The sequence below is a fragment of the Parachlamydia sp. AcF125 genome, assembly GCF_018342475.1.
Taxonomy (GTDB): domain Bacteria; phylum Chlamydiota; class Chlamydiia; order Chlamydiales; family Parachlamydiaceae; genus Parachlamydia.
On the sequence record NZ_JAEMUD010000004.1, the window covers coordinates 120310 to 136943 of the forward strand.

Consider the following 16634-nt stretch of genomic DNA (forward strand, 5'->3'; position numbering starts at 1 on the left):
CAGGCAATTATGATTGAAAGCCGTCAATGCTTTTTGAAATAGCTATCAGATAGAACACCATCAATACAGAAATCAGTAGGATTTCTCGGCAGCTGGATGGCAGCTTTAGACTAGCCTACGGCTGCTTAAAGCCCCTAAATCTAAACTGCTTTTTTCAAATAAAGAAAATCATGCGTTTTTGAATAATTTTTATACAATTAGACATATGAGGGCGCGCATAGGCTTCTATCCTTTCGGTATTTAGGCGGGCTTTCCTCCAAGAAGAAATAGCTAAATTTTCTAGTTCTTTATAACCTTCATGCTCTTTTTTCCTTTTTAGGTTAAATAGCTTTAGCGACCATGCAGGCTTTGTCGATTTGTTTGGAAGCTTTAGGCCGCCTTCCTTCTGCCTATGCCTTACTAAAGGTTTTTTGTTGGCCTAATCTGATTTCATCTTCAAGCTACATCTCGATTTCTTGAGAGAAGGATGTAGCTAAATGGGATATGATTTCGGGATTTTTTAAAGGTTGCTTGCCTATAGTGACAGGCTTTATAGTACTGAGGGCAAGAGGCTAAGGGCTTATTCCCTAAGCAACGTAAAAACTCTCAAGCCTCCGCTCATATCAACTTTTCCCGATTCTTTTTTCAAAACAGATTGAAGGCCGTACAAACGAAAGGCGCCTTAGTTGCTCTTCTCTTCGAGGCCCTTTTTCTAACCCTTTTATAAAAGCTATTTCTTCCTCAGAAGTGGGAGCCTTTTTCTTCCTATGATTTTAAGTCTTCCACCTAATGTTGATTATAAGGACGCTCCCTCTTCTGAATGGTGCTTTTGCAATATCTCAGTACCTTTCCAATCCGATCTTTAATTATCCTCCTTAGTTGGGTTTACCAAAACATGTCCTTATCGCTTACTTCCTAAAACAGCTTTTGCAGAGCGTATTATAAGTAGGAAGCATCCGCGAGCAGTTAATCGCCTCTAAAGTACTAAGAAATTATGACACCAGCCTATTTTGGCATCAAACTTAAACCAAAGTTCCCTGTTAGCTTCTGGCTAGCTAAGCTTGTCTACTTTTTCACGCCACTCTCTAAGCCTGCTAGGTAGCTTTTTTCTTATTTCATCGTAGCTAAGCTCTAGGTTGCACCCAGATGAATAAGCTGCTCTTTTGTCAGAAATTTGAATTTGTTGGTTTTGAACATACATGCTATCAGCAGTAAAGAAACAAAGCTCGGCAACTAGAACAAATGCCTTGCTATCAATTTTTAGAAAAGCATTTCTATCAGCCTTTTTTAAAGCTTGGGCCACAAATTTTTTGGTCCAAACATCCCCTTCCTCAACAATTTGGATAAGAGCGGTTAACAATTCTTTAGCGAGCTCTCCTCCTTGTTTTGCTACAGCTCCTAGCGCAGAAGCAGCAGAATTTTTAGCCCTATTATCACCCTTTTTGAGGGCTTGAATGAAAGCAAAGAGTTCTTCTTTAGAAAGCTTCATTCCGTGTATTATCACAGTTCCCACTTTGGAAGCAGCAGGATCTCTAGTCCAACTCTCATCTTTTTCAAGGGCTTGAATAATAGAAGCTAGCAATTCTTTAGGAAGTTTCTTTCCTTGCTTTACCACAGCTGCTAAAGCCGAAACAGCGGAACCTTGAGCCCCATCCTTACCTTCTCTAGCCAAGCGGATAAGAGCAGATAGTGCTTCTTGAGGAAGTTCTATTCCTTGCTTTGCCACTGTTCCTAGAGCAGAAGCAGCAAATTCTTGAGCCCAAGCCAAACCTTCCCGCTCTTTAAGAACATGAATAAGAACGTTTAGCGCTTTTTCAGGAAGAACTCCGCCTTGTTGTACCCCAGCCTCTAGGGCAAAAGCAGCCCCACCTTTAGCCCAATTTTCACCTTCTTTAAGGACATGAATAAGAGCATCTAGCGCTTTTTCAGAAAGCATCCCGCCTTCTTTTACGATAGCTCCTAAAGCAAAAGCAATAGAATCGGTGGTCGTCGTACCACTTTCTTTAAGAATATTAATGAGAGCATCTAAAGCCTCTTCAGGAAGCTTTCTTCTTTGTTTTGCTACTAATCCTAAAGCATGAGCAGCATAATCTTTACCCCTACCATTACCTTTTTTGAGAATATCAATGAGAGCAATTAAAGCCTCTTCAGGAAGCTCTTTTCCTTTTTTTATCATATTTCCCAAAGACGAAGCAGCAAAGGGTTTAGCCCAATCCTCTCCTTTTTTAAGAACATCGATGAGAACAACTAGTACTTCTTCAGGAAGCTCCTCCCCTTGTTGTACCGCTGCCCCTAGAGCCGAAGCAGCACAACCTTTAGCCCAATCCTTGCCTTCTTTGAGAACATGGATGAGAATAGCTAAAGCTTGTTGAGAAAGCTCTTCTTCGCGTTTTGCCATCGTCCCTAGCATAGAAGCAATAAAAGGTTTAGCCCAATCCTTACCTTCTTTAAGGACATGGATGAAAGCAACTAACAATTCTGGAAGAAGCGTTTCTCCTTGTTTTGCTACCACTTCTAGGGCCGAAGCGACCGAAACTCTATCACTCTCTTTACCTTCTTTAAGAACGTCAATGAGAGCAGCTAGCGCTTGTTGTGAAAGCATCCCTCTTTGTTTTGCTACAACTCCTAACGCCAAAGCAACCGAAGCTTTATCACAACCTTCACCTTTTTTGAGAGCAGCGATGAGAGCAGCTAGCACCTCTTGTGAAAGTATCCCTCCTTGTTGTACCACTGCTCCTAGAGACGAAGCAATAAAAGGTTTAGCCCTAATATCGCCTTCTTTAAGAACATCAATAAGGACGGTTAGCGCTTTTTGAGAAAACGTCCCTCCTTCTTTTCCTATTGCTTCTAGAGCCAAAACAGCCGACACTTTATCCCACTCTTCCCCTTCTTTAAGAACCTTAACGAGAGCAGCTAGCGCTTCTTGTGAAAGCATCCCTCCTTGTTTTACCAAAGCTCCCAGGGCAAAAGTAGCACAACGCTTAGGCCACTTCTCTCCTTCTTTGAGAACATCGATGAGAGCGGTTAGCGCTTCTTGAGGGATCGTCCCCCCTTCTTTTGCCGCAGCGTCTAGGACAGAAGCGGCGTAACCTTTAGCCCAAACATTACCTTCTTCTAGAACATGAATAAGAGCAGCTATCGCTTTTTTAGGAAGCTCTCCTTGTTCTGCCGCTGCCGTTAGAGCAGAGGCACTCCAATCTTTATCTTTATTCTCCCCTTCTCTAAAAGTATGGATGAGAGAGACTAGTACTTCTTGAGAAAGCCCGCCCTTTTGCTCCGCTGCTTTTCTTAAAACATTCCTAGCAAGATTTTCAGCAACACGGCTGTTGTTAGGACCCCTAAGCACCTGTATCACCCATTCTATTATGTTTGGAGTTAGCTTGTGACCTCTACTTACAAGTCTTTCAAGGTTTCCTAGCATATTTTCAGTTATCTCGGGCTCGGCGAGCAATTCTTCAACAGAATGCACTACTGCGGAATAGCTAAGAAAATCTTTATTACTCAATAATTGGTCAAATTCTAAACCCAGCCTACAGAGATATTTAATATAATCTTTTAAAAGCTTCACAAAGCCTTTATACTGGCTCACTACACTAGGATTTTGGCATTCTTCAAAGCACTGTGCAATTAAAGTGAGCTCGTTTCTGACAGCTAAATCATAAGGCCCTGCAAACAAGTCATCAAAGAACTGCTGCAAGGGGTTGGAGTCTAAATAAAGCCGATTATTGGAAACAGCAAGGGAAAGGTAGCCGGCGATCATGCGCAAAACTAAGTTATAGCGGGGCTCAAACTTGTACTTTCGCACAAATTGTTGGCAGGCTTGCCTCTCTTTTTTATTAAGAGTAAGATATTGATTAGCCACTTTTGAAGCAGTTAGAAATTCTTGAAAAGTTAAATGAATAAAATACCCTCTTTCTTCGGGAATGCGCATAAGCCCGCAATCTGCGAGCTCATTGGATGAGAGCTTGTTACCTCTAAAGCTTTCGATTTCTTGCTTGCTTAGATAAAGGGTATCATTTTTCATAGCAAAATCGGCCATTTCTTCAAAAGCAGTGGCGAATTCAGCCACTTTTGGATTTAGGCGTAGGTTTTTCTCTGCCAGAATTTGCTCCTTGTTTTGTTCAGGGCTGCCTTGGTCGATTCTTCTCAATATAAACCATTTATACATCCAGCTAATCATCCGTTCATAAATAGCAGTCATTGTAATGGATTGCTTGGCATCAAACAATTCTGGGTCTTCGTTAAAGAGGCAACACAACAGAGTTAAGTGAAGGGGAATTTGCGCAAGATTTGCAACGTAGGGAGAGTTTTTTAATAGTTGGCAAAACTTTTCTTTTTTCTCTTCGGCTTTAACTTGTGTAAAGAATCTATCGATATAGCGGCCGATCCCTTTTTTATCAAAGCCTAGAAGTTCTATCTCGCAAGAGCGGTCAAAAAAGCAGCTTCCAGGTCTTGAGGTAATTAGAATATGGGGAAATAATTCTTTTAGCTCCTTAAAGACTTTAGCGAGGCTGGAGTTTCCTTGGGCCTCTGAGGAGAGTTCATCATAACCATCCAAAATAAATAGAGTTTTTTTTCGAAAAGCAGCATTATTTATGCAAGCCTCAATCACCCTAGGATCAATTTTTCCAGCATATTCCCTAGCTATCAGGCCAGCTGGAGTATAATCCTTATCAGGAGGATATTTCCCTAAAGTGAGGTTTCTCAAAGGAATCCAAAAAAGACAAGAAAAAAGGCCTTGCCAAAGCTCCCCTTTTGCCCAGCTATAAGCTATGTAGTGGCATAAGGTACTTTTGCCGCTTCCTGCTGCGCCTTGGAGGTAAATCCTTTTACGATCTTTTTCTTCAAAGTTTTTGTGTTCGAAGAGCTTTTCAAGCTCAATATTCTGTTTAGGCTCATAGATGGTTTCATACGTTGGGATGCGATCATCTTGAATGCGATCAGAATGTTTATCAAGCGCTTGGTCGCGTATTTTTCTTTCTTGATTTTCAATGATCGCTAAACGCACATAAATCTCTTCTAAAGGAACTTTAAGTTCCCACTCTTGCTCTGCTTTAATTTTGAAAATAGAAAGGGTTTCCTGAGAAAGGTAATAGTTTTGAAGAGACCTAACTAGAAATTGCGGGCTTAGTTTTGCCTGTAACCGTTTTCTAAGCTCTGTCCCTGGCAATCTAGGAACAGGAGCTCCCTGTGGATAAACAACGGTGATAGCTTGCACATTCAGCTGAGGATTTTGCCCACTTAGCTGGGGATTTTTAACGATAACCTGGGGACTGACAAGCCCATGCTTAGTGAGCAAGTTTGGAGAAAGAGCCATAAAAGGCTCTTCAAAGCTATGTTCACAGCGATTAAACCTATCAGGGGAACGTTGGCCAGATAGATTACTTATTTCGCCGTTTTTTTTTCAGACGGCGATGGTAAAAATGGTAGGGCTATTTCTCCAGTATAACCTGCGGCAATTAGGGCATAAGAATTACCTTTCATTTCCGCATTTTTTGATACTACTCTTTTCACACCTAACACCACTCTTGTTGAATCTTCATCTTGCTTACTGTCTATATCTACAGTTTCTTCTTCTTGATCTGTAATAACCTCTTCGCTAGTAGATTTTGGAACCTTGGGGGTTTGTAAAGACTTTGAATTAGAAAGGGGGATGGAAGATTCTGCTTCTTTTTTTTCTTCAACTTTATTTAGCAAAGGAATGCTTGGATTTTGTCCCCAAAGATATCCCTTGTGTTTTAAGCGCGAGGCGTACACCAGGCCGATTAATTTAGCGCTAATTGATAAATAGAGCTTTTTTTCTTTTTCAAAGTAACGCTTTTTTTCCTCTTCATTTGAGAAAGGATATAATTTTTGGATTAACTCAAGCGTTTCTCGAGGCTTATCAGCATCTGAAACCTTAGAATTTGACTTGATGCGCTGAATAATTTTTGCTTGGCTATTTAGAAGGGCTAGCTCTTCTTCCTCAAAAGTAACATAAGCATTGTTCCTGACCTGTTCAGATTTAAGGTAGGCCAGCTGAGGAAACCCTTCCACTGTTCTGCCTCTGGCTACATACTTGATGTCGTTATTATCAAGCTCCGCCCTTCGCCCACTAAAAATAAGGTTAAAAATCCGCTGCCCATACTTAGCTGTATAATAAGCAACCTCTTCATAAGAATCACCTTTGTGCAGTAATTCATTAGTATGCAAAAGTTTAAAGCCCACTTGCTGTAGAGCTGAGCCTAAAAGAGTTTGTTGTGAAATAGGCTGGTTTTCGGCTCCCTTTTGGCCATTAACCACATGGTGCACAGCCGAGCGGCATACATACGCCTCATAGGCAAACGTGCTGGCTAGAATTTGAGCACGATGGAGCTTTACTTGCAGCCGAGCGGTTTCTAGGATGTTGCGGCGTAGGCGTTCTTTTTCTTCTCCGTATTCTCCTACTAATAAATTGTGCCTGTTTTCTTTTTTTCCAATAAGCTTTTCGGTTTCTGCATCTTTAACTTTATTGCTTTCGATATGTTTTTTTAAACCAGTTATCTGGTAACCTAGTTCTTCCTTTTCTGCCCCTAATTCATCGATTCGATCCATTAAAGGCTTTTTATTACTCTTTAAAGCTAGGATTTGCTCATAGCAATTTGTACATTTCTCCAAATACTCCACATAGAGCCTATTGAGAGCCGCAATTTTAATATCTTTTTTGGGGTTCAGTAGTGTGCGGCGTAATCCCTGTACCTCTCTTCCTTTCTCCTTATTTGCTAATGCTTCAGAATGTTCTTGATGTATGTCTTTTACCTCTCGAAAAATCCTGTCATAGTCCTGCTCGCACGCGGAGATATAGGCATCGCATTGCTGCCCAGGCAACTTCCCCAACTCTGCTTTAAGTATTGTTCTTAGCTGCTCCTTGGCTTGATCCTTAAATTCTTTCCATTCTTTTTCTTCTAAGCTAACGCGTAGAGAAAATAAGCTGGCTGCCATTTCTTGCACGTGTTTTTGATATTTATGCTGTGTAAATTCTTGGGTAAATTCTTCTACAGTAAAAAGCATCCTTCTATGAATTGAGGGGTTATTTTCTTCGTCGTGCAGAAATTTTGGATAATTTTCTTTATCTTTGGCAAGCGTATCGGCATAAGCATTCGAATCTCTATGAGTAGAAGAGGTCATCTTAAATTCTTTTTCTGAAAATTTATAAAAGTTATCGATAACCTGCTTAGTGACCCTTCCTGCAAAATCTATTTCTTTCAGTTTTTTTTCTTCATCTTTCGTTTTTTTTTCTTCATCTTTAAATATGCTGACTGCATTTTCAAAAAAAGAACTATTGCCTTTAAACGTAGTTAGAATAGAGGTGTCAATATCCGAGGTTAAGGTGCGGCTCCCAGGGGCGTCAATTTTAATCTCACAACTTTGCTTCTCTTCTCGACTTGTAGGCTCATGATCTGGTCTCTGCTTGACTACAAACTCGTACCATTTCGAGGCAAGGACATCCTCCCCATTAGGTGTTACTTTTAGGGTACCTTTTACTCTTGCTTTCAAGTTAAAATCAGGGAATATCGTTGAAATGGCTATATTGTAGCTGACATAGTCGACTATATCGCGACTCTTAATATTTTCTCGCATTTTTTGAGCGGCTTGCTCTTGAGACCTGCCTCGTTTTATAGCATTCAAATAATCTGATTTGCGATCATCCCACTCTTTACCTTTCAAACCTTTGATATCATTAGAATGGTGGCTAAAATATTGACTATTAATCATAAATAAGCTCTTTGGTTAATGCATTTCTGTTTTGCGTAAAAAATGTTTTCTAAAAATTGGGAAATGGGAGATTAATTTATTCCTATTCCTAAATCCCTTTACCAACCAAACTAATTAAAATTTTAGTTTTGTACAAGCTTTTTAGTTTGGTTTCAAGCTTCTTTATTCCATATAGGCTCCGCAAAAACTCTGCTATAGGTACATTTAAAAATGCATTATCTCGTGCTAAAAGATAGCCTGGATGCTTTGCTTCCATTTTGCTGCAAGCCTGTTTTTGCTGCTGGGGTTTTACCAAGGTTAGGAGTTTAACTTCGATGAAAATTATATTCTCCTGAGCCACCTTACTCTCTATAGCTTTATTTTTTTTTAAATTTTTAAGGTTATATTTTAGCTAGGCAGGATGAATGCCTGCTGATGAAATCAAAAAGCCTTGTTTGTTGGGCTCCTTTTGTTGAGCCCTTAATGATATTCTTTCATAAAGGAATCTATCACTTTAGTAGCTAATTTCTGGGCCGGTAGCAACTACGGATACATTTGCCCTGCCTCTGAGTGAACAATGCTGCCTATTAGCTCATTACCATACAACGGGAAGATTTTCTTGCTTTGTAGATGGGAGTGATAACGGCTTTCGAGATATCCGCTCTGTTTCTGCGGATGAATCGTATATTTTTGGAATAAAACAAATTCAATTTGCAGCCAACTAGCAAAGGCATTACGCCTTTAGAAAGCTTGGCAATCCTTTTCAAAAGTAATTCTCGAATTCCTTAGTTTTGCTTGAGAATGACCTTGTTAGGGGGTATTTTCTCTTTTAAAATGAAAGCCGCTGCCTTTATAAGTGGAGTACAATGCGACTCCTTAAGGGGAAAAGCTACGACCTTAAATGTGGGTAATGGTGCATGCGATCAGGCCCGCACAGGCAAGCAGAGGAATTGCGACTTTAATCGTTACCCATGTATAAGTGCGGCTTGCTTTAAAATGAACCCAATTCCTGCTAAATTCCATCAGCGCCAACATGGCTACAGTTGTAGTGGTTACCCTCATAAGCGTGGGCGTAGACTGCAGAATGATTTGGCCTGTTAGAGCAAGCGGCAAGATAGAGCTAGTCGTGATCGCTAAATCTTTTGAGATCCTTCCAGAGAGAGGCTGATTAGAAGAGCCCTCCACACTGCCCAAATTTTTTGTAAGGGGCTTCTTAGCAACTATGTAGCATTTATCATACAGCCGTTTCATTCCACACCAAGCAGCCGAGAAGGCTGCAGCCTTTAAGGCTACCAGAGGCTGTTGAAAAATCGCTTTAAGCCCCACCACATTCACAATACAAGCTGACATAAAAGCCAGAAGCCCTAAAGGTTTAAACATCCATTTGACACTTTGAAAAGCGGGAGCGTCCCGATAGGCTAATCCTACTCCCCATAAAGCCATACTTGCGATGCATCCAATGACGTGAAGCATCCTATCATCTTCTTGATTTAACTCTCTTACTTTACACAACAGCAAATTGCCGAGGCTAAATCCTAAAAGGGATAAATCAAATGTTGCAAAGTGTGGTTCCGTGCTCGTGATCATAAAGTCCCTCAATAAAAACTGCGATTCTCTTTTGCCATTTCACTCCACAGTTCGCAAGGAGAAAATCGCTTGCCTTCTTTCTGAATTGTAGAAAATAGAGAGGGAGAGCCAAATTATTGGACAAATCTAGCTAACGCCTCTTCCCTCTTTTCGCTATAAAAGAAAAATAAACCAATTTATATTCAATAAATTAGCCGGTTTCATTTATAGTATGCCTTGAAAAGCGATTTTTAAATTCTCGTTTTTTCTAGCGCAAGGGGTTAATTTTTGGGCTAAATGTATTGCACAGGAGTGCATTGTTTGTTACACTTTTGAAGTTCATTTAAACTAAAAATATGAGTCAATAAGGTGCTACGGAATGTTGGGTAAACTTGAATTTGAAAAGGTATCTAAAAAATATGGGGACGTGGTCGCTCTTGACAACGTTTCATTCACAATTGAAAGTGGTTATTTTTTTTCTCTTTTAGGCCCAAGTGGTTGTGGCAAAACAACCCTTTTGCGTCTTGTGGCAGGCTTCGAGCTTCCAGATTCAGGGCGTATTCTCTTAGATGGCCAAGATATTACCCACCTTCCTCCTTATAAGAGGCCTGTTAATACAGTTTTTCAAAATTATGCCTTATTTCCTCATCTGAGCTTATGGGAAAATATCGCCTTTGGCCTGCGAGTAGCCAAGCGTCCTTTGGACGAAATCAATCGTGAAGTCGAACGGATGTTGCAATTAATTCAACTCGAAGATCAGGCGCATAAAAGACCTGACCAAATCAGCGGAGGCCAAAAACAAAGAGTGGCAATCGCACGAGCTTTAATTAATAAGCCTCGCTTGTTGCTATTAGATGAGCCTCTCTCTGCTTTGGATCTTAAGCTTCGGCAAAAGATGCTTTTTGAAATCGATTTAATCCACGATGAAGTGGGGATCACTTTTCTTTTTGTCACACATGACCAAACGGAGGCGATGGCTGTCAGCGATCGGATTGCGGTAATGCATCAGGGTAAAGTGGAACAAATTGGAACCCCCGTAGAGCTATATGAAGCCCCCGAAAGCAGCTTTGTGGCAGCCTTTATTGGAGATACTAACTTTTTAGATGGCACGGTGATTAAACAAATCAATCAGGATTATTGCCAACTAAAATTAGAAGGATTAGCCGATGTTTTATGCTTTAACGACAAGCAGCTAAACATAGGAGATCAAGCCCACTTAAGTATTCGTCCAGAAAAAATTCACATCGCGCGCGAAAAACCGAAACATCATGAACGACAAAACCTGTTTGAAGGCATTGTAGATGATATCATTTATAAAGGGGATCATACAAACTATTGGGTGCGAACAGGCGATTATCGCATTGCGGTCTTATTACAACACAATCGCTTTTTGTTGGATCAAATTCCCATTACTTGGGGAGAAAAAGTGTGGGTTTATTGGCATGCAGATGATGGTTACATGTTAAAAATATGGCATGCCTCGGATGAAAGCTTAATTCAACTTCCACCTGAAAAAGTCGGAAGTTCTGAAAATGAAACAGAAGAGGATTTTGAATGAAGCTTTTAAAATCTCGTGCAGGCGAGCTACTTGTCACTCTTCCCCCCCTCACATGGCTACTTATTTTCTTCTTGATCCCAACCCTGATTATTTTTGCCCTGGCTTTTAAACCCTTCGATTTTTATGGAGGCGTAGGGGAAGGATGGACTTTAGAGACTTTTAAAAGTTTAAATACAGCTAGTTACTATGCCATTGTTTGGCGCACTATTTGGCTCAGTGTTTTAACAACCGCTATTTGCTGCTTGCTCGCTCTGCCTATGGGTTATTATCTTGCTCGCGCCAATTCGCGGGTAAGGCACCTTTTGCTTCTGTTAACCATTCTCCCCTTTTGGAGTAGCTTTATTGTCCGTATTTTCGCGTGGAAATCTCTTCTACACCCGGAAGGATTAGCCAAACGTATTCTTTTATTTTTACATGTGGTCTCTGTAGACACTGTGTTGCTTTACAATTCTGGGGCTGTTTTATTAGTGATGGTCTACTCTTACCTGCCATTTGCCATTTTGCCGGTCTATGCCTCAGCTTCAAAATTTAATTTTCAACTGATCGAAGCAGCTCTTGACTTAGGCTTACATCGTTTTCAGGCTTTCCTTAAAGTCTTCATTCCTGGCATTAAAAAAGGGATGATCACTGCAATTTTAATGGTCTTTATCCCTTCTTTAGGGGCTTATGTGATTCCTGATGTTGTGGGAGGGCCTAGTAGCGAAATGATTGGAAATAAAATTGTTCAAAAAACCTTTGTGAATCGCAACCTTCCTCAAGCTAGTGCCCTTTCGGCTTTACTGACAATCGCCGTTTTAGTTCCTATGGCAGCTATTGCTTGGTTGCAAAGGCGAGTTGAAAAAAGAAAACGTGGGATTAGGAGAGGAACATGAAGCGGAGCCGTATTCCTTTGATCGCTACCATTTTAGTTTTACTCTTCTTGTATTTGCCCATTATGATCTTAGTGATCAACTCTTTTAATGAGTCCCGCTTTGGAGGGGTTTGGACTGGTTTTTCCCTGAAGTGGTATGAAAAGCTTTTTCAAGAAAGAGCTATCTGGAAGGCGGTCAAAAATTCTTTGGTTGTTGGCTTGAGCGCCACAGTTGTTTCGACCGTGATGGGAACGATTGCGGCATTTGGGCTTTATCGTTATAAGTCTCGTATTCAGCAACTCCAATATGCTCTCATTTACTCCCCTTTAGTCATTCCTGATATTTTGATGGGGATGAGTCTGCTGCTTTTCTTCGTGATAAGCAAAATTCCGTTGAGCTTATTGACCATCTTTATTGCCCATACAACCTTTTGCGTAAGCTATGTGACAATGGTTGTATGGTCAAAACTTCAAAATTTTGACTTTGCGGTGATTGAAGCTGCCCAAGATTTAGGGGCTTGCTGGGGAACGATTGCGCGCCGCATTCTTGCCCCTCTCCTTGCTCCAGGGATTATTTCCGGAGCCTTACTGGCTTTCACCATGTCGCTTGATGATTATATTGTCAGCTCTTTTGTAGCGGGCCCAGGTTCTACAACGCTCCCTATTTATGTTTATGGAATGATAAAATTTGGATCGACTCCCCTTATTAATGCGCTTTCAACTATTCTACTTGTGGTAACATTCGCCCTTGCTTGGATTACCCAGCATTTAACCAAAGGAGAAACATTATGAAAAACTATGTGCTTTACGGAATGATGGGTTTATGGCTTTTGCTTTCCGCCTGTAATTCAAGCAAAAAAGAACTCCATATTTATGGATGGTCCGATTATATTAAACCTGTCATGATTGAAGAGTTTGAAAAGGCTTTCAATTGCAAAGTTGTCCTAGATACCTTTGAATCCAATGAAACGATGTATGCCAAATTGAAAGCTGGCGCTTCAGGATACGATCTCATTTTTCCGAGTAGCTATTACGTGGAAATCATGCATAAGCAAGGGCTCCTTCAAAAAATAAATCCTTCCCTTGTCCCCAATTTAAAATATGTCGATCTAAGCTACCCGATTCCTGGAGGTGAGCATGCCTTGGAATGGGCGGTGCCGTACATGGTCAGTTATACAGGCATTGGTTATCGCAAAGATAAGGTTCAACGTATTTCTCCTTCATGGGAGATTTTTGCACGCAACGACCTAAAAGGACGTATGACCATGCTCAACGATGTTCGGGAAGCTTTAGGCGCAGCCTTAAAAAGCCTGGGATATAGTTTAAATTCAACCGACGATTTTCAAATTGCCCAAGCGACTTCCACTTTAATCAATTGGAAACGCAATCTAGCAAAATTTGAAAGTGAGCAATATAAAAATGGAATTGCAAGCGCAGAATACCTAGTCACCCAAGGTTTCAGTGGCGATCTTATTCAAGTCATGCAAGAAGACGCAAACATTGGCATTCTCTATCCACAGGAGGGGACAACCATATCAATTGACGAAATTGTCATTCCCAAAAATGCTCTAGAAGTCGAATTGGCTCACGCCTTTATTAACTTCCTCTTGGAACCCAAAAGAGCAGCAGAAAATATGGAATTTATTTTCTTTGTTTCTCCCAATACAGCCGCAGGACAATACCTTACTCCCAAAGTTAAAAATCACCCGGCTTTTAATCTTCCCCACGAAATTTTGCAAAGATCCGAAGTGATTCGAGACTTGGCGGAAGACAACATTCGCTATATTAATGCGTGGGAAACTGTGAAAGAAGCGCTGTAATAGAATGAAGAATGGTTCTCTTTTATAAAAGAACCATTCTCCCCTACTAAAAGGTGATGTCACAGCGTTCCTACCCCTACTCAAACGTTTTCACTTATTTTAATAAAAACAGTTTTTGAGCAACCAAAGTGAGCCCTGCAGATCTGAAGCCACGAAGTTGCCAGATTCTCGTTTTCCCTTGAAAATTTTTAAAAGCCTTTTCGATGGACGTTTGGATGCCTCTCAGGAGAATATCGTTGCCCAGCCTAGAAAGCGGAGCCTTGATCACTTAATGAACAATAGGATAGCTTAGCAAAGGTATTAACCAGGCTTTTTAGAGGCTCGCTGGCGACCTATCTTGAAGAGGGAATATTGGAAACGCTTCTAGGGGGTTTAAAGGAAGCCTCCTTTTGAAATAAATCCTCATCAAAAACTCAACTGTTTATTTTTACACCTTCCAACGTATTAATTAACTCACTTGTGTTCAATATCCATTAATTTATTCTACTTATTTTTTATTTCAAATTTTTTGTTTTTAAATAAAACCACAACAAAATCAGCGATTAAGCTTTAATTTTATAGAACATCATCTTGTCTTTTTTATTTTGCGTAAAACCAAAAAATCCCTTAAAAATCCCGCAGACCAATAAAAAAATTATTTTTAATAAAAATAAGTTAATACACCAAAAAAATTAAGTTCATAACAAAATATCATTTTACAAATAAGCTTGGCGATAAATTTAATCTTATTTCATGAGAATAACAATCTTTAAATAACAAGATATAGTTATCATGCACGGCCAGCTCTGTAGTTGACAGAAGGACGAGAATTTACCTGTCTTTTTTTTGCACGTTATGATCGCAAGCTCTTCAAATTACTCTTCGTATATTACTGAAGAGGCGTGCGCTTCCCTTCCTCCTTTTTTGCTAATCACAAGATTTTACGCCCATTTCAGACCTATGCCGTGTGCCAAAACAAGCCATCGCGGCTTGGTCATACTTTGCGCCCCCAAGCAAAGCGCAACTCTTACCTTCTGTAAGCTCCCCCCGTAGTACGATAGGTTTTGCAACATTTACTAGGTTTATTCCTAATTTTAAAAAGCTGCCCTCATAGCCATTAACCACCGAAAAGAGTGAGGATATTTTGCCCTATTTAGAAAATTTCTTCGCTTAACAAGCGTTAGAAATGAAACAAACAAAAAAAATAGAAGAAATAAAAAGCGCCCTTAGAAATGTTTGAGAACAGCTTTTTTGCATTTTTTTTATTTTTTTTCATTTTTTATGCTTGAGAATTATAAATTATTTTGCTAAAAGCTCACTCAGGTTCACAAACTTATCTTGTGAGGCAATTTATGAAACTGAGGGAAATTATGAAATTTAAATCAACGATCTATGCAAGCTTTTTGTTTTTGACAACTTTGTTTACTTCAACCCAAAGCCTTTCAGCTTTTGATTATGACTTTGGTTGCAGTGATTACGGGACACCGTATGATGAAGCCAAATGGAGCCTTACCCTTAATGGTGGTGTATCCCCATCTTGGTTTCAACGTAAAGGAAGAGCTCTTTACTTCAACTACTCAGGGGATGATCTCTTTGCAATCCCTACAACCCACAAAACACCACGGTTCAGTAAAGCCTTCGATTTGCCTTGGAACTTAGGAATCGAATTTGGCTACATGTACTGTGATCGTCTTGAACTTTTTGCAGACTTTAATTACACCCAAGCTGGCGGAAGACATCATTCCTATAAAACTAGCGATGTTTCACTCGCTTCTAAAGAAAAAATTGGCCACTACCGTGCTTATGATTTCTATTTAGGAACTCGCTACTACCTTTTCCCAGTTTTTAGCAACTTAACACCCTTCTTTGGGGGAAAAGTGGGTTTAGTTACTCGTGACAAAATCCGTGGATCTACCCGTACAGTTGTGGCAGACACATCTGGCGTGGGTCATAAACATACACACTTTAGATCTGACACCACAATCAGCGGTGGGCTCCATGCTGGTGTGAACTGGGATCTTTCTGCAAACCTCTCAGTAACTCTGAAAGCAGAGGCTATTTGGTCAGGAGACTGGAGACCAACTGTGGATCGTGAAGAAGGAAGCAGCACAAGCGTAGTCGAAACTCCTGTGTCACTTCCAATCATCGTGCATGGCAAAACTGGACCTATCTTATCCGTTCCAGTAACTCTCGGAATCCGTTACGCGTTCTAATTTAGGACAGTTACACCTTTTAAGTGAGAAGGGACACCTTCTCACTTTTTCTTTGAAGCCTCCTCCTACATTTACAGAGCCCCACTTCATCGGCTACGGCTAAATTAACAGCACAAGCTTTAATCCGTTATCTTTTGTATGGAATCTGAGTCTGAAACGAAAATTTTCACTTGTATCCTCTCCATGTGTCATACTAGAGCCCCGACTTCTCATGCTGCCCATTTTTACATAGTTTGGACGAGCCTAATGAAGTTTAGTATTCCCGCCTCTCAACCACCCCCTACTCTTGGTAACTCCTCACAAATTAGCTAGCCATGACTCAAGGTTGATTAAGGGTTTTGAACGCTCTTTTTTCTATGGCTTATGTTTTCAGCGTTCGATCGGAACTGATAAATAGGGAGCCTTATATTTTAAAAGTAGGGAATTCCCACTTCCCTCGTGGAAGGAGTCAAACAGGTTGAGTGCTATATTAAATGCGTTAAAAATTTATCCTTTCCCCTAAAAGAACAATCTCCTGTTTTCTTCCCGATTTTTTTCGTTTGCTTTTTCGATAACCCATTTACACAAGGTTTTTAGTTGCCTTTTTGGATGGTGAATTGGATGGTTATGCTGCAACCCTATAAAGAAAAGCTGAACTAGAAGTAAGTCAGCATATTTATTCAATAGGTCCTCTCCCTAATTTTTTCCTTGTTTCACTAATCTGTCTCCTTAGCTCTTCTTTGGTATAATAAATTCCAGGATATTTTAGATGGTCTTCTGCAAACTCAGAAAATCGACCAGTTACTTCTCCAAGTGATGCAAAAGCCTCCTGCTCCTCATCTGTAAGGGAGTCATAATCAAGCTCTAAGTTATAGGAAGAGTGGAACTCCTCACAAAACTTGGGTTCATCTATGTTTCCTGATAAGTACAAATCTATAAGAGCATAGATTCTTCGTTTATCTTCTTTGCCGTACATT

11 protein-coding genes are annotated in these 16634 nt (G+C 40.3%); 6 read left to right on the forward strand and 5 right to left on the reverse strand.

Translation table 11 applies throughout. The annotated features are described in order from the left end of the window. Nucleotides 1-1030 precede the first annotated feature (1030 nt). The 4 genes from PARA125_RS08560 to PARA125_RS08575 all read right to left on the reverse strand — a co-directional run bounded on the left by PARA125_RS08560 (nt 1031) and on the right by PARA125_RS08575 (nt 9279). Nucleotides 1031-5296 (reverse strand): NACHT domain-containing protein, encoded by a 4266-nt coding sequence (locus PARA125_RS08560; RefSeq protein ID WP_213158471.1) that lies wholly within the window; start codon nt 5294-5296, stop codon nt 1031-1033. A gap of 68 nt (nt 5297-5364) precedes the next feature. Beyond that, the gene (locus tag PARA125_RS08565; RefSeq protein ID WP_213158472.1) at nt 5365-7713 is read right to left on the reverse strand and encodes a hypothetical protein; all 2349 of its coding nucleotides are present in this window, start codon (nt 7711-7713) and stop codon (nt 5365-5367) included. 88 nt (nt 7714-7801) lie between these two features. Next, on the reverse strand, nt 7802-8053 hold the full coding sequence (locus tag PARA125_RS08570) for a hypothetical protein (RefSeq protein WP_213158473.1): 252 nt from the start codon (nt 8051-8053) through the stop codon (nt 7802-7804). A 536-nt stretch (nt 8054-8589) separates the two neighbouring features. Then, complete coding sequence (locus PARA125_RS08575; protein ID WP_213158474.1) at nt 8590-9279, reverse strand: hypothetical protein; 690 nt, start codon at nt 9277-9279, stop codon at nt 8590-8592. Between the two features lie 358 nt (nt 9280-9637). Between PARA125_RS08575 and PARA125_RS08580 the strand changes: the two genes are divergently transcribed. From PARA125_RS08580 to PARA125_RS09875, 6 genes are all read left to right on the forward strand, one after another. Beyond that, nucleotides 9638-10816, forward strand: a complete 1179-nt coding sequence (locus PARA125_RS08580) for an ABC transporter ATP-binding protein (protein WP_213158475.1) — start codon at nt 9638-9640, stop codon at nt 10814-10816. Then, complete coding sequence (locus tag PARA125_RS08585; RefSeq protein ID WP_213158476.1) at nt 10813-11688, forward strand: ABC transporter permease; 876 nt, start codon at nt 10813-10815, stop codon at nt 11686-11688. The genes PARA125_RS08580 and PARA125_RS08585 overlap by 4 nt, the downstream gene beginning before the upstream one ends. Then, nucleotides 11685-12458, forward strand: a complete 774-nt coding sequence (locus tag PARA125_RS08590; protein ID WP_213158477.1) for an ABC transporter permease — start codon at nt 11685-11687, stop codon at nt 12456-12458. Before PARA125_RS08585 ends, PARA125_RS08590 begins: the two co-directional genes overlap by 4 nt. Continuing rightward, the gene (locus PARA125_RS08595) at nt 12455-13486 is read left to right on the forward strand and encodes an ABC transporter substrate-binding protein (protein WP_213158478.1); all 1032 of its coding nucleotides are present in this window, start codon (nt 12455-12457) and stop codon (nt 13484-13486) included. Before PARA125_RS08590 ends, PARA125_RS08595 begins: the two co-directional genes overlap by 4 nt. A 1467-nt stretch (nt 13487-14953) precedes the next feature. Continuing rightward, nucleotides 14954-15124 (forward strand): hypothetical protein, encoded by a 171-nt coding sequence (locus PARA125_RS09870; protein WP_249274305.1) that lies wholly within the window; start codon nt 14954-14956, stop codon nt 15122-15124. 17 nt (nt 15125-15141) lie between these two features. Further along, complete coding sequence (locus PARA125_RS09875) at nt 15142-15678, forward strand: hypothetical protein (protein ID WP_249274306.1); 537 nt, start codon at nt 15142-15144, stop codon at nt 15676-15678. 655 nt (nt 15679-16333) lie between these two features. Here the strand turns inward: PARA125_RS09875 and PARA125_RS08605 are convergent. Next, nucleotides 16334-16633, reverse strand: coding sequence for a hypothetical protein (locus PARA125_RS08605; protein ID WP_213158479.1), 300 nt, complete (start codon nt 16631-16633; stop codon nt 16334-16336). Nucleotide 16634: the final 1 nt, after the last annotated feature.